The 16,902-nt window shown below is 59.0% G+C and carries 15 protein-coding genes; 2 read left to right on the top strand and 13 right to left on the bottom strand.

Annotated elements, in window-relative coordinates; translation table 11 throughout:
* Nucleotides 1–5: 5 nt before the first annotated feature.
* From MUH00_RS22525 to MUH00_RS22480, 10 genes are all read right to left on the bottom strand, one after another.
* Nucleotides 6–404 (bottom strand): hypothetical protein, encoded by a 399-nt coding sequence (locus MUH00_RS22525; RefSeq protein WP_247005185.1) that lies wholly within the window; start codon nucleotides 402–404, stop codon nucleotides 6–8.
* A 342-nt stretch (nucleotides 405–746) separates the two neighbouring features.
* Entirely contained in the window at nucleotides 747–1,493 is a 747-nt protein-coding gene (locus MUH00_RS22520; RefSeq protein ID WP_247005183.1) for a hypothetical protein, read from the bottom strand.
* Entirely contained in the window at nucleotides 1,490–2,137 is a 648-nt protein-coding gene (locus MUH00_RS22515; protein ID WP_247005182.1) for a hypothetical protein, read from the bottom strand. Before MUH00_RS22515 ends, MUH00_RS22520 begins: the two co-directional genes overlap by 4 nt.
* A gap of 93 nt (nucleotides 2,138–2,230) precedes the next feature.
* The gene (locus tag MUH00_RS22510) at nucleotides 2,231–2,638 is read right to left on the bottom strand and encodes a hypothetical protein (RefSeq protein WP_247005180.1); all 408 of its coding nucleotides are present in this window, start codon (nucleotides 2,636–2,638) and stop codon (nucleotides 2,231–2,233) included.
* Between the two features lie 77 nt (nucleotides 2,639–2,715).
* Nucleotides 2,716–3,741 carry a hypothetical protein gene (locus tag MUH00_RS22505; protein WP_247005178.1) on the bottom strand — a complete coding sequence of 342 codons (1,026 nt, stop codon included), beginning with the start codon at nucleotides 3,739–3,741 and terminating at the stop codon, nucleotides 2,716–2,718.
* A gap of 134 nt (nucleotides 3,742–3,875) precedes the next feature.
* Nucleotides 3,876–4,700, bottom strand: coding sequence for a hypothetical protein (locus tag MUH00_RS22500; RefSeq protein ID WP_247005177.1), 825 nt, complete (start codon nucleotides 4,698–4,700; stop codon nucleotides 3,876–3,878).
* A gap of 1 nt (nucleotide 4,701) precedes the next feature.
* Nucleotides 4,702–6,285: a S8 family serine peptidase gene (locus tag MUH00_RS22495; protein WP_247005176.1), complete on the bottom strand. Its 1,584-nt coding sequence runs from the start codon at nucleotides 6,283–6,285 to the stop codon at nucleotides 4,702–4,704.
* 9 nt (nucleotides 6,286–6,294) lie between these two features.
* Entirely contained in the window at nucleotides 6,295–9,411 is a 3,117-nt protein-coding gene (locus tag MUH00_RS22490) for a carbohydrate binding domain-containing protein (RefSeq protein ID WP_247005175.1), read from the bottom strand.
* A gap of 147 nt (nucleotides 9,412–9,558) precedes the next feature.
* Nucleotides 9,559–13,086, bottom strand: coding sequence for an outer membrane protein assembly factor BamB family protein (locus MUH00_RS22485; RefSeq protein WP_247005174.1), 3,528 nt, complete (start codon nucleotides 13,084–13,086; stop codon nucleotides 9,559–9,561).
* An 82-nt stretch (nucleotides 13,087–13,168) separates the two neighbouring features.
* On the bottom strand, nucleotides 13,169–13,834 hold the full coding sequence (locus MUH00_RS22480) for a hypothetical protein (RefSeq protein ID WP_247005173.1): 666 nt from the start codon (nucleotides 13,832–13,834) through the stop codon (nucleotides 13,169–13,171).
* A 333-nt stretch (nucleotides 13,835–14,167) separates the two neighbouring features.
* Here MUH00_RS22480 and MUH00_RS22475 point away from each other — a divergent pair, with 333 nt between their 5' ends.
* Complete coding sequence (locus MUH00_RS22475; RefSeq protein WP_247005172.1) at nucleotides 14,168–14,308, top strand: hypothetical protein; 141 nt, start codon at nucleotides 14,168–14,170, stop codon at nucleotides 14,306–14,308.
* 98 nt (nucleotides 14,309–14,406) lie between these two features.
* Here the strand turns inward: MUH00_RS22475 and MUH00_RS22470 are convergent, their stop codons facing one another.
* Nucleotides 14,407–14,949: a homing endonuclease associated repeat-containing protein gene (locus MUH00_RS22470; protein WP_247005171.1), complete on the bottom strand. Its 543-nt coding sequence runs from the start codon at nucleotides 14,947–14,949 to the stop codon at nucleotides 14,407–14,409.
* Nucleotides 14,939–15,742 (bottom strand): hypothetical protein, encoded by an 804-nt coding sequence (locus tag MUH00_RS22465; protein WP_247005170.1) that lies wholly within the window; start codon nucleotides 15,740–15,742, stop codon nucleotides 14,939–14,941. Before MUH00_RS22465 ends, MUH00_RS22470 begins: the two co-directional genes overlap by 11 nt.
* A gap of 326 nt (nucleotides 15,743–16,068) precedes the next feature.
* Here MUH00_RS22465 and MUH00_RS22460 point away from each other — a divergent pair, with 326 nt between their 5' ends.
* Nucleotides 16,069–16,509: an archaellin/type IV pilin N-terminal domain-containing protein gene (locus MUH00_RS22460; protein WP_247005168.1), complete on the top strand. Its 441-nt coding sequence runs from the start codon at nucleotides 16,069–16,071 to the stop codon at nucleotides 16,507–16,509.
* A 66-nt stretch (nucleotides 16,510–16,575) separates the two neighbouring features.
* Here MUH00_RS22460 and MUH00_RS22455 read toward each other — a convergent pair whose 3' ends face one another.
* Nucleotides 16,576–16,884, bottom strand: coding sequence for a hypothetical protein (locus tag MUH00_RS22455; protein ID WP_247005166.1), 309 nt, complete (start codon nucleotides 16,882–16,884; stop codon nucleotides 16,576–16,578).
* Nucleotides 16,885–16,902: the final 18 nt, after the last annotated feature.

The raw sequence follows: 16,902 nt of genomic DNA, 5'->3' as shown, positions 1-16,902 counted from the left end.
GAGCGTTACCTCCGGCGGGTTTTGTAACGCCCGTCGCTTCCTTTCCCGGGCAGTGAAATCGACGGTTTGCGATCCCACGCTGCTGACCCCCAGTCGCTGAACCGGACGATTCCGATGCCGAGGAAGATCCCCCAGAACAGCACGAAACCGATCGTGAGGAATCCCGTGAACAGCGATGTGGCGATCGACCAGCCGATCAGGATGATCGACCCTTCGATTTGATCCTCCGGGGTCTTGCCCGCGATCGCCTTTGGGATCGCATAGATCGTCAGTCGGAGGAGCCATTCCGGAATGAACGTCTCAAGTCGAACTGTACGGACGAACGACCATAATCCGGAGGCGATCTGTCCGACCTGTCTTATAACCGTTACCGGAAACAGAACGACGTCGCGAATCGCAGGCATCGCTATCGCCTCCGTCGACGACGGCCTGTGATTCGGGTAGTCCCGCCCTCAAGGAGCGATCCTGGCGTGCGCAGAATCATCTTCACCGGCCGAACCAACAACGTCCGAACCAGCCACGTCGTAGTCCCCAGAAGTCCACTTACGAGACTCGTGATGAGCCCGATCAGCCACCCGATCGCACCCGTCGATCGCCATCGGGTGCGTCTGGCAGCGGTCTGGATTCGATTCTCGTGGGCCTGGTAGCCGTTATCGGCCTGTTTCTTTGGGTCGTAGAGCTTTCCGTCGCTTCCCCGAACGCGTCGTCGACGTCCATTGCGTCGTTTGCGTGTCATGGGTATCAGATCAGTTGGGAACTGCCTCGTGGTCCATCCAGAGGGTCGATCGGATCTCGCAGGACCCGTCGTCGGGCGAGGTGTTGCCCATCGGGTTTGTGACGTCGCAGTACCGCCCGATGAGTTGTGCCCGCAGCGTCCGATCGATCTCGCGATCGTCGTCGATTCGCTTTGCGAGTTCCTTGGTGAGCGCCGGGAACTCTTTCGCACCGTCCCCGACCACGACCCACTCCTCGTCGACCGTGCGGCCGGTCTCGTCGAACTCTGCTTCCGAGAGCACCGTTACGTCCTCATAAGATCCGTTGTCAACCGATCCGACGAGATACACTGTCTGCGCCTCGCTGTCCGCATGATCGAAGGTGATCCGGTGGGTGTCGTACGCCTTCGACGGACCGGTTTCGGCCGTCAGGAACGCCTCGTACGTCGCGCTGTTCTCAGCTACCGCAGCGGAGAACTCCGATGCGAGCTCAGCGTTCGAGGGGGTATCATCCGAGAGAGGGTTGATGCTAAACCCCGAGTAAAACCGTTGTAACTGGCCATCAAAAATGGCCATCCCCTCGACGATGTAGGTCGGGACGTATCCTTTTGCCTTGTCGACCCACCCGTCACCGCCCTCGTCATCCTCCTCGGTGAGTATTTCGTCGATCGGGTTCGAGTCCGACTTGTGGCTGGCCGCCGCCGGCGACACTGCCGCGACCGAGAGCAACGCGACCACGACCGCGGCGACGGCGATCGGACGTGCGAGGTGCCCCGTCATGACGTCACCTCGCCGACCAGGAGTTCGATCACGGTCTGGCTGTCTTCGCCGAAGCGGAGGCCGTCCCAGTAGCGGCCTTTCAGTTCTTCCACGTACTCACCGTCCGGGAGTTCGTGCTCACCGTCACCCGATTCGTCGATGTACCGACGCCGGAATTCCTGGAGGTCCTCGGTCGCGAGTCGAGCGTGTTTGTCCTCGATCCCGACCTGATAATCAGGATCCTCCGCTTCTCCGATTTCCCACGCGATCGCGGTGAGCTGCTCGGTCGTTTCATCATACTCGGATTGGATCGTCGTCGGAACGTGCTCATCGTCACTGAGCCGATTTACCTCGATCACATCGACCTGAACGGTCGTCGTCCCGAGCGGTTCGACGTCGTACTTGTCGATGAGCCAGTTGCCGTATGCGATCCAGTGCTCCTCGTTAGCGGTGAACTCGTTGCGAATCGAGTCCGCGACGTTCTCGATCGAGGGTTTCCGTGAAAACGGGATTTGTCGGGCACTCCGAAAGCCGCGGAAGAACGCCCAGAAGTCTCCGCCCTCGACATCGAGGCCGTCTGCGAGAATCCCTTGCGGGAGGGACGAACTCTCCGCAGCGGCACTCGTCGCTGCAAAGCCCGACGCCCCGATCGCGGTCAACGCCATTCCCGATGTTCTGAGCACTCGCCGTCTCGAATAGCGGTCAGGTTTTGGTTGTGTCATAGTTCAGAAAATTGAATTGTGGGAATGCGAGTATTTTCACATCACCGCACGGCCCGTTCGGCAGAATATCGGAACCTGATCGAGTTCGGCCATGTACTGTTCAGCCTCTGTGTATGCCTTATCGCGTTCGAGGTCGGTCTCGATCGGCGTCGATCGGCCATCTGGCCCCTGGTAGACAAGTTCCCACGTGCTTGTGGGGCCGTCTGTTCGGAGTTGGACGCGCTCTTCGCCGTCTGCGACTTGTCGGGTCCACGTTTTTCGAAAGAGGTGATCCTCCGATCGGAAAAAGTAGCCGTCGGGGTCGACCCGGCCGGCGGGCTCGAAACTCGTCGGTCGGCAGGCTGCCTCAAGGATGGTTGTGCATGCCTCGCGGAGTCGTCGACGAGTCGATCGATCGCGAGACGTCTTCGGCTGGACACTGCTGTAGCTGTCAGTCGTAGCCATAAGCACTCCCCGTGGAATCGAACCACGGTACGCCGACGGAGCGAAAGATGTATCGGATCGGAAGATGGCCGATCGCGTCAGAACGGCCAGAGATCGCTCAGACTAAACGTGTCGAAGCTCAGGCCGTATGCCTGTCTCCACGAGTAGCCCAGATCGTCTTGGAGTGCTTTGCGATCGAACTTCTCTCCCGCGGTCAGCGAGAGCGAGGCCGTCTCGTCGGTGTCGTCGAAGTCGTCCGACCCGAGGTTAACGTCCATCTGGCCGCCCTCGTGGGCGACGATGTAGGTATCCTTATCCTCGTCGACCTCGTCGCCGGTGATCGTCTCACCGGGTTCGTTGGCGAAGACGTACACGATGCCGTCGCCGACCTCGCTGGTCATGAACATCCCGACGCGATCGCCGTCCTCGCTGTCTTCGAGTTGGTTGTCGATGACCTCGGTCACGTCGGAATCCTCGGAGTAGACCTTGATGTCGGTCTGCGAGCCGGCGATCCCGACGTCATCCTCGATCGTCACGAGCTCGTCGCTGCTCGACAGCGGGTTGAGACTTGACAGTGAGGCTACCCAGCCATCGTCATCGTCGTCGGACAATTCGATGTTCTCGACGATCGAATTGTTCGATGAGTGGATCGTTCGAACGGCGTGGTCGTCGGCGAACGTGATATCGACCGAGAACTCGGTCGCCGCCGTCGTGGTGTCGCCCGAGGCATTCTCGCCCCAGGTGGTGACGTTGACCGTCGTGACTTTACCGGCATCACCGGGCAGCTTTTTGAGCTTGTCATGGCTCATGTTGACCGTCTGGCTCGTCGCCGTTCCGTCGTCGACGGCCGCAGAGATCTCGGCGTAGTCGTGGCCGTCGTATGAGACGTTCATGAACAGCGTCTCGGTCCCGTCGCCGTCGAAGCCGTTCGTACCGTCGTCGGCGTTGATCGAGCGTTCGATGTAGTCAGATGACGATGCGTTGAATCCGGTAACGGTGTCGGTGCCGTCGCCGGCGAGGGTCGTGGTGTCTGCGGCTGCGGTGCCTGCGAACGCTGCCATGCCGCCCGTGACGAGCGCCAGGACGAGAAACAGCGTTGCGACTTTCTTGATGATTGGTCTCATTGGAATGAGGTTCGGATGAAGGGGTTGGTCGGCGATTGGTGCTCGTCGTGTGGTAGGGTTTTATCGGCGGTGGAACCACTGGGGGTGGTGGGATCCCTCCAACTGTGTAGCGGATTGCGTGTCGTGTCATGGTATCAATCCTCGAATCGAAGTTCGTCACGTTCATCGCCAATCGTGAGCCGTCGCACGTAGACGTTTTTCGCGAGCCACGCATCGGTCGTCCCGTCAGCCCACCAGAACGTGCGTCCGTCGCTCTCGTAGAACTCGAATGGGTCCATGACGGCGACATTGGCCGTGTTGTCGTAGCGTCCGTTTCGGTACCACGTTTCTCGTCGATCGAGCCAACTATCGAACTCTGCGAAGCCCTGGACCCAGACACCGTCCTCCAGGCTTGAAGCCTCCATGAAGTGGTTGTGCGGCCGGACTTGCCGGAGGACGACGTGTGTTCGTCGGTCGGCAACGCGATCCTCGATTAACCGGCCCCACTCGCCATCAAGTTCTGCCGCGAGGTGGTGGCCGGCCGTGTAGACGACCTTGTCAACTGTCCCGTCCGAGTTGACGAAGACGATGATCGGCTCGTGATCGAGGTAATGCGTATCCTTGAACTCAATATCCAATCCAAAGAGGTGCTGAAAGATCGATCGCTGGGTGTTCGATCGGATCCAGTAATAGTACGCGTCGACGTCGTGCTCCTCGCTCTCGGCGATCCATCCGTACATCCCCTGCATATCGTGTCTCGCCTGTTGGGACCCGACCACGAGTCGCGGCTGGTAGTTCTCCAAGTCGCCGAGGTCATCGCGAGCAGTGATGTGCTCAGGAAACTCAGGGATACCGTTAGTGTCGTACTTTAGATCGTCGTCGCGATCATCATCGTCCTCGTCCGACCCGAACGGCCACCAGCCAAAGAAGGCGATCGTCCCGCCCGTCTGGAGCACCGATCGACGCGTCATCATCGACATGTCAGAACAACCCAGCGAGTTTTCGGCCCCGCGTCTCCGAATAGGCCTCGTTGATCGTATCCCGAATCTCGGCTTCTTCCGATCGGACGTTGGCCTGTTCTTCCTCGTACTCGTCGCCGTTGAGCGCCGCTTCAAGGTCGAGCAGCCCGTTTTCGGTCTCGGTGTAGCCCGCGTTCGGGATCGGGTACGCACACGTCGTGAGTCGATCAAGGATCGTCTCGTTGTCGTGGCCGTCGGCAGCGAGCACGGCCGCGGCGCCGGCGACCATCGGTGCGGCCATGCTCGTGCCGGTCAGCGTCCCGACCGGTTCGATTTTGATATTCATACCCGGTGCCGCGAGTTGCGGCGTCGCGCCTTCCGATTCGCCGTTCGAGAGGTCGCCGATGCCGCTGTGTGGCCCGACGTTCCCGAAGTACGCGATCTCCGTGTCGTCCCTGTCCTCTGATTCGGGGACGTTCGTCGCGTTGACCGCGAAGCCGTCCTCCGCCGACGCTGGGTGCGCCACGAACGTCGTCGCATAGCGATCGTTGCCGCTCGCGACCACGGGGAAGACGCCCGCCTCCCACGCGTCGGCCAGCGCCGCGGCCAACGCGTCGGACCATTGTGCCGACCCGAGTGACATGCAGAGCACGTCCGAATTGGTCTCGATCGCCAGCTCGACGCCGGCGACGATATCGCCGATCGATCCGCTACCGTCATCGCCGAGTACCTTCGCGATCACCAACTCGGCATCCTGAACGAACCCGGAGTACCGGCCGTCGGCGTTGTTCGCGCCGATACACGCGGACACCCAACTTCCGTGGCCGTCTCCGTCGGCGACCGCACTCGCACCATCCTCACCGACCGTCGGATCGTCGACGCCGGTATAGTCGGTCGAGTCGTCATGAAACCGGAGCGTGCCGTCACCGGCATCGAAGTGTGCGCCGTCGTCAGCACCGGTATCAGCGATCGTCACCCGAGCAGTCGACGTATCGACCGTGTCGAGTACTCCGTCGCCCGCGCGTACGTGTCGGCGCGCGTTCCGGAGATTCGTTTCTGGTGCGTCGCCGTCGAACGCGAGGCCGTCGATACCGTCCGAGACGCTTGTCCGCCCGGTTCGGGCCGCGATCGAGATTCGATCACGTAGCCGAAGATCGTGGCTCACGTCATCTGCACTGCTCGCGAGGCCGTCCGGACCGATCGGTTCCGGGCGCTCGAAGAACGTATTCGCGTCGGCAAATTCGAGGTACGAAAGGTCGTCGAATCCGCCGTCGAAGGTCTCGATGCCGAACTTGCGCGATCGGCCCGCCTCGGACCACGGAACCGTTGCGACGATCATATTGACCGATTTGAGGTCGCGAATCACGTGCCCCTCGTCGGTCGACTCGACCCACTTTCGGAGGTCCGTGCGGTCCTCGGCGCTTTCGTAGCGGAGAGCGAACGACGGGTTGCCTTCAGTGCCGAACGTGTCGAGATCCACGTCGTCAGCGAGTGCCAGCGGTGTCAGTACCTCGGGTGTCGAGAGCCGAATCGGGCCGATGAACGATGGGGTTGTACTTGCGACTGCCGTTGCTCCGATCGTCGATAGGAATTGTCTGCGTTGCATGGAATCACCTCAGGGAAGTGTGCGGCGTCGGTGGACGACCAGGCTGATCCCAATCGCCCCGATCGACATGCCACCGAACGCGGATGGCGTCGCGATCGATCCGATGAACGGGATATCGAATCTCGGGATCCTCGACGCGATGCTGTACTGCGCCGATCGCCACGTATCGGGATCTTCCTCAATCGTGATGGTCGTCGCGCCATCGTCGTTCGTGTACGTCCGGACGATCGCCTTCCCGTTCTCGCGTTTGATGACCTCGCCGTAGCGGCTGCCTCCGTCCCACTTGATCGGCTGGCCAAGCAAGCTCGGCGACCCACGCCACACGTCGGCGTCCTCGGCGATCGAGTCGAGATGGATCACCGCCTCCACGTTCGTGGATATCTGCCGTTCGTCGGTCCCCTCGAGCACAGCGATATCGATCTCGTGCGTGTCGCCGTCCATCACTGCGTCCGGCTTGACGTGGATGCTTCCAGGGATTTCGCCGCCCGGAACGATCGCCCGGACCCGGATTTCATCGCCGTCGACGGCGATCTCCGCGTCATCGAGTCCTTCGCCGGCGATTGCGAACGGACCAGTCGTGCTTTGTTCAGCCCGAACCGTCGGAGGGTCTGACCGACTCTGTTCCAACGCACGCACGCTGAAAGATCGAACGAACGTCGATCCAGTCTCGTCGGTGATCGCCAACCGAATGAAGTGCTTGCCCTTTCCGTTGGTGGAGAATCGTGTGGTGTCGCCGTCGATCGTCGTGTTGAGCTCCTCGCCGTTGGGGCCGAAGACGTCAATCGAGTCGATCCCATCAACGCTGGTGTCTTCACTCGTCCGGAGCGTCATCGAGACGCGCTCGTTGGGACCGGGAGAAAGTGTATTCAGGTCGATCGCCCGAATTCCTGGGATTTCGCCGTCGAATCCAGGATTCACGAACGGGATTCGATCGTCGAGATAGCCCTCATCACTGCCTGCACGGACCCGAAGCGTGTAGGCCGGTGCATCGGTCGCCTGTACCGGGTAGTCTTCGACGACGATCGTGTTGTCGCCGAAAAGTCCCGACTCAACGTGCCAGTACTCCTCGGGGATCGTCTCGACTCCCTGCCCGTTCGCCGGAAGGAGTTCGACGGCGATCGTATCCTCGTCGACGCCGGGAGGTAATGGTGTCTCGCCGGAGAGATGACCGTCCTCAAGATCGATCAAGTTGTCCGGCGAATCCGGCAGCTCGGGCGGCTCGATCTGATCGACGTTCGCGAGTGCGACCTGCATATGGGTCGTCTCAGTCGAGAGTTCGTTCGTACTCAGGCTCTCGGCGTCTTGGATCTCGCCGAACGACGATCGATCGAGGTAGCGACCTTCGGCGCCGGGGACCGTCTCGACGAGCATGCGGTGGTTGGAGTAGATGCGCTCGAGCGTCGATCGCTCCATCTCCTCGAACCGCTGATCATACTCACTCTGGAGGTCCTCTATCGTCTCATTGAGGCGTTGGTCCTCAAGCCAGGCTAGCAGCTCCGAAAGCGACTGCATATCCCCAAGTGGAACCTCCGGCGACCGGTAGACTGTGACCTGGACGTCCTCCGCAGGCGGTTCGACAGTGTTCGGCGTTGGCGATGGGAGATAGAAGGATCCGTTGTAGTTGCCCGCTTGTGCCTCGCGCAGATCGTCGAGTGACGGATCTTCGAGGCCGTCGAGAATCGTGCCGTCGGCTTTCATTGCGCGGACGTCCGCGGTGACCACATCCGACGCAATATCGATCTCGAACTCGCCGTTTTCGTCGGTACGCGCCGTTTCGCGGACGATCGTCTCCTCTTGGAGCATCGACTGGATGCGCTCGGCGCGACCGGTCAGCCGGTTCGCTTCGTCACGAAGGTCGGACTCGAACGCCTGCCACAGCTCGTCCGGATCGCCAACAACGAACGTATATCCACGTTCGGGGTGACCCTCGGGGACGGCCTGATAGACGCCCGGTGGGAGTCGCGTGCGGACGCCATGGTGTTCGTTTTCGCCGGTGATTCTTCCACCCGTGGTGGTCGCGATCACCTCGGTCTCGTACGTGGTCGAGTCGATCGACTCTCCCGTCGGGCCGAGTTGCCGGATCGTGATTTCGCCGTCCGTGGTTGAGCCCGGGAACGAATTGTCGACCTGATTGTCGAACCAGCCGCCGTCTTCGGCGGGATCCCACAGCGAGATCACGACCGTCTGATCCGAGTCGATCTGGAGGCGTGGGTCGTCGACGTTCGAGGAGACCGATGTCGACCAACTCGAGACGCCCCAATCGCTCTCACTGTGAACGAGTGCGTACGTTCCGTCCGCGTCCATGTGGGCGTCGAGATCGTAGTCGGCGTCCCACTGCTCGGGGATCGGATCGGCGAGTTCGTCGCGGAGATCCTCGGCTTGGCGTTTCAGCGATCGGGCGTCATTTTCGTCGAGTGCTGGTTCGGCGATCCCCCATGCTTCGACGGTCGCGTTATCAACTGGGTCGCCGTGTTGATCAACGACGGTTCCGGTGATCGGCTCTGAAAATCCACCTAATCCAATACCATATCCAAACTGATCAAAATGAGCTTCTGCGCCAGAATACAATTCCGGGTCCAAGTTTCCGTCAGGTATCGTCCCATCAGATCCTATATCGTGAGCCTCTCCTGACGAGTTTGGCGACTCCCAGCGGAGCGAAAAGGTATCGTTAGATGGATCAACATTGTTTATCTGGACCGTCACCCATTCGTTGTTGTTAACATTACTGTCAATCACAGTGAATGAACCATCATAGATCTGCAAGTCTCCGCCAACTATAGACACAATGACCCGGGAATCGTCTGTTCCTTCCGGGTGCAATGCAAATCGTGTCTCGGAAGTAGAATGAGAATACATAGTGACAGAAACGTCAATGTCAGTCGCATGAACGGACTGGTTCCTGTAAAATACCTTACCATTGTTGGAGGAGGTCCCCACTTGCAGACTTTTGTCACCTTCATAGGACTGATTCATTGTGACTTCAGAAGGAGCAGTTCCTGTATCCTCCCAATCGCCGCCCGGGGTAGTGCCCGAATCATAGTTCTCGAACCCGTCAGTCACGGAACTGTTTCCAGATGCGGCAACTGCTGTCCCACCGTCCCCGAAGCCAGTGTACGCGATCGACATCACCGGAAGTGAGGCGACCATCAAAAACGCGAGTATGATCGCTCGGAGTTGTCCGCTACACGCCATGGATAGATTGATCGTGCCAGCCAACCGAGACCAGCGGCTGTTCGCGTCGCTCGGGGTTGATTTCCGTGTCATGATGATCGCCTAGGGAAGAACGCGCCGTCGACCGACCACAAGCCCCACACCGACAGTGCCAATCGCCGATGCCACACCGGCAGCCGGGATGATCGCCGATCCAAGGAATGGAATCGAGAAGCTCGGAATCCATTGCGCAAGCCGGTACTGGTTCGATCGGATGAATCCCGGGTCCTCGTCGATCGAGACCGTGATTTGACCGTTGTCGTTCGAGTACGTACGGAGAATTATCTTGCCGTTCTCTCGTTCGACAACCTCGCCATAGCGGTTGCCGCCGTCCCACTCAATTGGGTCGCCCCATGTGCTTGCTTCGCCGCGGAAGAGCGTGGCCTCTTCCGAGAGGCTATCCAGATGGATCACCGTCTCGAGGTTGGTCGAGACCTGTCGTTCCTCGGGACCTGCGAGTACGGCGACATCGATCTCGTACGCCGATCCCGAGAGCGCAGCATCGGGTTTGACGTGGATCGTTCCCGGCGTCTCGTCGCCGGGGACGATCGCCCGTACGCGGACTTTATCACCATCGACAGCGATCTCGGCGTCGTCCACGCCCTCGCCAGCAAGCGCGTAGAGTCCCATCGGGCCGCGTTCGGCACGCACCGTCGGTGGGTCCGATCGGGGTTGCTCCAACGCGCGCACGCTGAACGATTTGACGAATTGCGAGCCCGTGTCGTCGGTGACCGTCGCACGAACGAAGTGCTCGCCCGCACCCTTGGTCGTAAAGCGGGCAGTATCGCCGTCGATCGACGTGTCGACCTGCTCGCCGTCAGGGCCGATCGCCTCGATCGATTCGATCCCGCCGATTCCGGCGTCTTCATCAGCCCGAAACGTCAGACTCACGCGCTCGTCGGGGCCGGGCGAGAGCGTCGACACATCGACTGCGCGGATGTTGGGTACCTCGCCGTCGAACGCGGGGTTCGCGATCGGAAGCGGTGAGTCAAGTAGGCCGTCCTCGCCCGCCCCACGGACGCGCAGTTGGTAGGCTGCGGCGTCCTCGGCTTCGACCGGGTAGTCTTCGACGACGACCGATCGGCCACCAAAGAAGCCGTCCGACTCTACCGACCAATACTCTTCGTCGATGACTTCGACGCCCTCCCCATTAACTGGATGGAGTTCGACGCTAATCGAGTCCTCTTCGACGCCGTCAGGGATTGGATGCTCACCGGAGAGGAGGCCGTCCTCGATATCGAGTAGGTCCTCTGGATCGTCGATCTCCGGCGGGTCGATCTGACCGACGTTCGCGAGCGCGACCTGCATATGCGAGGTCTCCTCGCTCAGTTCGTCCGTAGAAAGGCCCTCCGCGTCTTGGATCGAATCGAAGTCCGATCGATCGAGATAGCGATCCTTGGCGCCGGGGACCGTCTCGACGAGCGTGCGGTGGTCAGCGTAGACGCGTTCGAGAGTCGATCGCTCCATCTCGTCGAATCGTTGATCGTACTCGCTTCGGAGGTCTCCAATTGTCTCGTTGAGCCGCTGTTCATCGAGGAATGCCATCAAGTCGGCGAACGACTCCATATCCGACAGCGGGACTTCGGGTGATCGGTAGACCGTGATTTGCACGTCCTCCGCGGGTGGTTCGACGGTTTTCGGCACCGGATTCGGAAGGTAGAACGACCCGTTGTAGTCGGAGAGTTGGGCGTTCCGGAGGTCATCAAGACCGGGGTTTTCGTCGGTCTCGAGGATCGTACCGTCAGCCTTCATCGCTTTGAGATCCGTGGTCACGGCGTTCGACGGCGCTTCGATCGCGAACTCGCCGTTGGCGTCCGTACGCGCGGTCTCGACCACGAGGCCGTCGTCGGCCAGCAAGTCCTGAATTCGCTCGGTACGCCGAGTGAGCCGATCAGCTTCGTCCCGGAGGTCGTCGTGGAATTCTTGGGCGAGCTCGTCCGGTGAGCCGACAACGAACGTATAGCCGCGCCCGGGATGGTCCTCCGGGACCGCCTGGTAGACTCCTGGTGGGAGGTCGACGCGGACGCCGTGATGTTCGTTTTCGCCGAAGACCCGGCCGCCGGTCGTGGTCGCGATGACCTCTGTTTCATGGGTGGTCGAGTCGATCGGCTCGCCCGTCGGACTCAGTTGCCGGATGGTGATCTCGCCGTCAGTTGTGGAGCCGGGAAACGAATTGTCGACTTGGTTGTCGAACCAGCCGCCGTCCTCGTCAGGGTCCCACAGTGAGATGATGACCGTTTGGTCCGAGTCAACCTGGAGTCTCGGCTCGTCGACGTTCGACGAGGCTGACGTTGACCACGACGAAATGCCCCAGTCATCTTGGGCGTGCACGAGTGCGTACGTCCCGCTCGCGCCCTCCATGTGAGCATCGAGATCATAGTCCTCGTCCCACTGCTCGGGGAGCGGGTTCGTGAGCTCGTCTCGGAGGTCTTTGGCTTGCCGTTCGAGCGATCGGGCGTCCGACTCGTCGAGTGCGGGTTCAGTGATCGAATGAGCCAGAACTGTCGCGTTATCAACTGGGTCGCCGTGTTGATTGGTGACGCGGCCGGTGATTGGGTCTGTCAATTCAACTGACGGACTATACGCTGTTTCAACCGCGTTAATAGGACCAGCATGCCCGGTGAATACCCATTCGTTGCTACCATTGGAAGTGGAAATTGAGTGGAGTTCAGAGTTACCTACAGTATATACACTTCCATCCCCGCTTGCAGCTACATCACTTACCACGTCACCGTGGTCATAAATCCAATTTCGTGATCCGTCAGAGGGGTTTAGCGAGTGAGATTCGTTGTTTCTCGCGGCTGTGTATACTGTTCCGTCCCCTCCAACAGTTAGGCCCTCAACGTTAGACGAGCCGTGACCGTTGTACTTCCATTTGTTAGTACCGTCAGACGCATGGACGGCATGGACTTCGCCATCTATCCCGCCGGAGAAAACCGTCCCATTCCCGTCAGTTGCAACGGACCGGACTGAATACGAGTGTCCACCGTATACCCACTTGCTAGTTCCAGTGTCAGCGTCAATAGCACGGAGCGTGTTGTCCCACGAACCAGAATACACATTTCCGTTACTGTATGCGACTCCCGAAACTGAGCTAGTGTGGCCGGTGTATTCCCAAAGTTTCGATCCATCAGAAGTGTCAAGAGCTATTACATTGCCATTATGCCCACCGGCATAAAGGGTCCCATCACCATTAACAGCGAAATCATATACAGCATTTCCGTCATAGTCAGAGTATACCCACTGTCTCGTACAATCTATAGTGTTTACTGCCTGAATATAACCGCCATATCCACCGATATAAATTGTTTCTCCGTCAGGATGGGCATAAATGGCATCAATCCGGTCTGGTGCCGTATATTCACATTCTACAGATTGGTCACTGGGGTCTATCTTTTTAACAATTCCAGATCCATCACCTGAATAGACGTATTTTGTGTCATCGGTAGATTGAGCGAGTGCCGATCCGGTATGGTTTGATGTGGCTCCGTGGACTCCGCCTGTGAATAAGAGCGGCATCGCGACCGTGCTCGCCACCATGACAATCGCAAGAAACACCATCCGAAACTTTTCGTAGTTGATAGACGGCATGGATGAGCTGATCCCGCCGATCAGCCGAGACCAGCGGCTATTTGCGTCGTTCGGAGTTGATTTTCGTGTCATGAACGAGTTCTCAGCCGTTTCTGACTACCTCGCCGCCCTCAACGCGAATTCCGATCGGCGTCTGACCACGTGCCGATTCGACGGCCATGCGGACAGCATGTTCGAATAGTGTATCGTCTTTGCTCGCGAGCTCCGGTTCACCTTTCCAGCGGTAGACCTGTTCTTTTAGAAGCCGGCGATCGTGCGCGATGTCGGCCTCCTCGAGTCGATTGGAGATCCGAATCGCATGCTCGACAGCTTCTTGTTTTGCGAGTGGTGGTCGCGACCCATCCTGGTCGATAGCGCCACACCGACAGTAGATTTTCTCCGGCGGATTTGCTCGCTTCCATTCGAGCGGGATTTCGACCTTCGCGATCGGATCGTCCGATGATCGGTCGTAGATCGGGCCTTCAATCCGCGGTGGGTGGCAGGTCTCGACGTTCGCTGTCTGCTCTTGGGTTTGACAGAGAACGGTTTCCTGCCCGACGTCAGCCTCTTCGACAGGATCGTAGCCATACTCGCCCTCTGCATAGCGGACTGGGATTGCAACCGTTTCTAGCCGGAACTGGGCGCGGAAACACCGATTGCAGATCGTGTGATCGTGCTCGATCTCTTCCTCGAACACCTCCCCCGGGTTGTGCTCGTAGGATTCGGTAGCCTGTGCTACCGACTCATGGTACTGTTGTGTCGAACTCATAGAGAATCGGATACTCACGCCTAACGTGTCGCCTCTCGGCTATCCCGACCCCCGGACGCTCCTTCACAGGATTATTCGGGAAACGGTGGCTGACGTGAGGTTTTGTCCTTATCCGTACCTACACGCGCGCTTACTTATTGGTTACCCTTACAATCGCGACTTCGTGAGTTTTCGCGTAGATATGCGAGTAGCTAAGAGAATTTGCGAGAATTTGCGAGGTGTCGCGAACTTCTGAAATGCCATAGATTATTGGACTGGCCGTGCCACAATGGGGGTATGGGCGACGAGCCCGACGGTGACGATTCGTCGGAATCAAGACGAATTAGCCTCTCGATGCCAGGGAACACACTCGATCGGTTGCTCGAAGTCGGGCCGGTCGACGACGATATCCAAGATGCGGTAAAGCGAGCGATCTGGAACCAGATTGAGCGAGACGAAGCCGACGAGTACACCGTCGTGAAAAACCGCGAATAGAAGCTCCCCGTGGCCGTGGCAGGGACGGGGGACGGGTAGTGGCTACGCTACGCAACGACGAAAAGGATTTGGGTCAAGCAACTGTCGATCGGTCAAGATCACTCTCGCGTTCCAAGACCCGTCGCGTCAAGTGTGTTCGACCACGATCCCCACCGACGAAGGTAGGGTTTGATCGAATATTCGCCCCGGTGGTTCATTTCAGATTGCGACGGTGGCCGACCAAGATCCATCGCGAGATCGCGAAGCGCCTCAATTAAATCGTCCTCGTCAACTTGGCGTGCCGGCCGGATGTCCTCAGCGATCAGACCCGCTTGCTCCCGAGCGTCGAACCACGATTCGAACCGTCGGAAATACGTCGCTGGGTCGTATTTTCCGTGTTCCTCGACGTCTTCGACTAATACCGGCTGGCCGTGTTCGTCTGCGATCCGTCTAAGATCGGAGAGGAGATCATCCTCAGAAAGATACACGTGGTTTGTGTCGAGACCCGCTGCCCGGAGTGCGTCGTTCCACGATCCCCACCGATTGTAGTACGGTGTCGACGAGTGTGGTCCCTCGTCGTTCATTTCGGTGCGGCTCGGAATCTTCCCCAGCTCGTCGGCGAGCTCGAGAAGGTCCTCGAGATACTCCTCGTCAGACGGCATTTACAGATCCAGTATTCAACTGCTCGACAAACCATCTATCGATACTGATCGCGTCCTCGTGAACGTCAGCGTCGGCCCCGAGCGTCGCAAAGAACGTTGCGAGACTTCGGCGGTAGCGATCCGAGCGATTCGCGTGCTCGATTACATACCGATCGTTCCACTCCCAGTGCTCCGCTCGGTTTTGTACATACACGCGTGCGAAGTCGCTCTGGGCCGCTTTCGAGACGTCGTTGAGGTATTGCGGTGCGATATCGATCGTTTCGTCGTCGGTCGGTGCTTCGAGGCAGACGAGTAAGCGACCGAAGACGGCGCCGTCCTCGCTGATCGAGATTTCAGCACTTCGAGGGCCACTATCCGTTCGGAACGGTTGTGGTTCGAGACCAAGGGTTTCGAGGAGCGCTTCGAGGCGATCGCGATCGGCGTCTGATCGGTACCGGAAGTACGGCGTGAACAAATTGGGCTTGATCGTCCCGAGGGAGCATACCCATGCGACGAGACGGTTGATCGTCTCAAAGTGCTCATTATCTTCGGAAAGTGGGAGCCAGCCGTGTGATTCTGCGGTTTGGATACCCTGGACAGGGCGCGGGATTGAACCATCGAGCCACGGGCGGACGCGACCGCGCGGGAGACTAAGGGCAGAGGCGATCGCCTGTCCGCCCGCGTTGGGCCGACGGCCGCTGTACTCGAGGACGCGCTGGTAGTCTTCGACCGCATCCCACGGATCGCTGTAGGCGCGGCCGCTGTAGGTGCGCGCCAGATCCGGCGGAGCAACGAGAAGGGGAGAATCTGACATAGCAGTAGGTATGAGTCATCGGCCATAACAGTTATTGCTCTGCTCTTTCCGATTCGAAATCGATAGACAGCGGCGCTTCAAGGGGGTGCTGTAACCCTTCTATGCAGGCCTGATTATCAAGTTTGAAAGCCTTTTCAGTCTTCGAGACATTCACGATCCCTTAATTATATATGGAGTCGGGAGACTGGTTGCTATCAGCACCAAAATGCGGGACGGCAGGAAGGTGCGCTCTGGGATGGTGTGAAGCCCCCATTCCTGTGCGCGTCTCGGGCTACCATAGTCCTGGGTATAAGCTTTCCTACCGTTCAGTGGTGCTATGAGAAATCATGCTAGACAAAATTGGCCCGAAGCTGATCGGTAACGAGGAAGAACGCGCAGTGTCACCTGTCATAGGTGTCATATTGATGGTAGCTATCACTGTCATTTTGGCCGCTGTGATAGCCGCATTCGTGCTCGATCTGGGTAGCAACATGGGCGGCGAACCAGTTAATGCAGGCGTCTCTGTTGAAGGTGACGGAACTCCTACGGTCGAAGTCACCGTGAACAATCTCGGGAACGCTGACGGTGTTGCTGTTGTCGACAGTTCCGGTGCAGTCACGGATGTAGCCACTTCAACTGGCACAACGATAACTGTGAACCCAGGTACTGACAGTAGCTACACTGTCCATGCGTATAGGACCACTGGAAGTGTCAGTTCTGGGAGTTCCCTTGACTCACAGGTGTCCGATAGTACCAGCATCGCTGACTTCGATACGACGGCGCCGTAGTGACAATAAGGTCGGCAAATTAAGCTGACTTTTTGTTCCATTCTTTTGAATCGAGGAGATTGGCTCTTAATCGGTCGACCGATCGATCACGCTCGCACCACTCAGAATCAACCGCGATTGGCCGGCGCCGTCGACGGATGCCGCGATCGTCCCACGGGCGAGCCAGCACGGGCGCGACGTCTCAGAATGTAGCTCACCGCGGGCGCAACTCGCACAGCGCGTCGTGACGACGTCGACCTCGGTGCCGTCGATCAGCACCAGGACTTCGACGCGGTGGTTCGGACGCAGGCACGCCAAACATCGATCGCAGTGCGCGAGTCGGCCGGGCCCGATCAGAATTCCGCTCACGAGTGCGTCCTTGAGTGTGATTTTCATCGAGGGTCCTCCTGAAAC

The sequence above is a fragment of the Halosolutus gelatinilyticus genome (assembly GCF_023028105.1).
GTDB lineage: Archaea > Halobacteriota > Halobacteria > Halobacteriales > Natrialbaceae > Halosolutus > Halosolutus gelatinilyticus.
The sequence above is the reverse complement of the archived record's forward strand: the minus strand, read 5'-3'. Positions and strand labels throughout refer to the sequence as shown.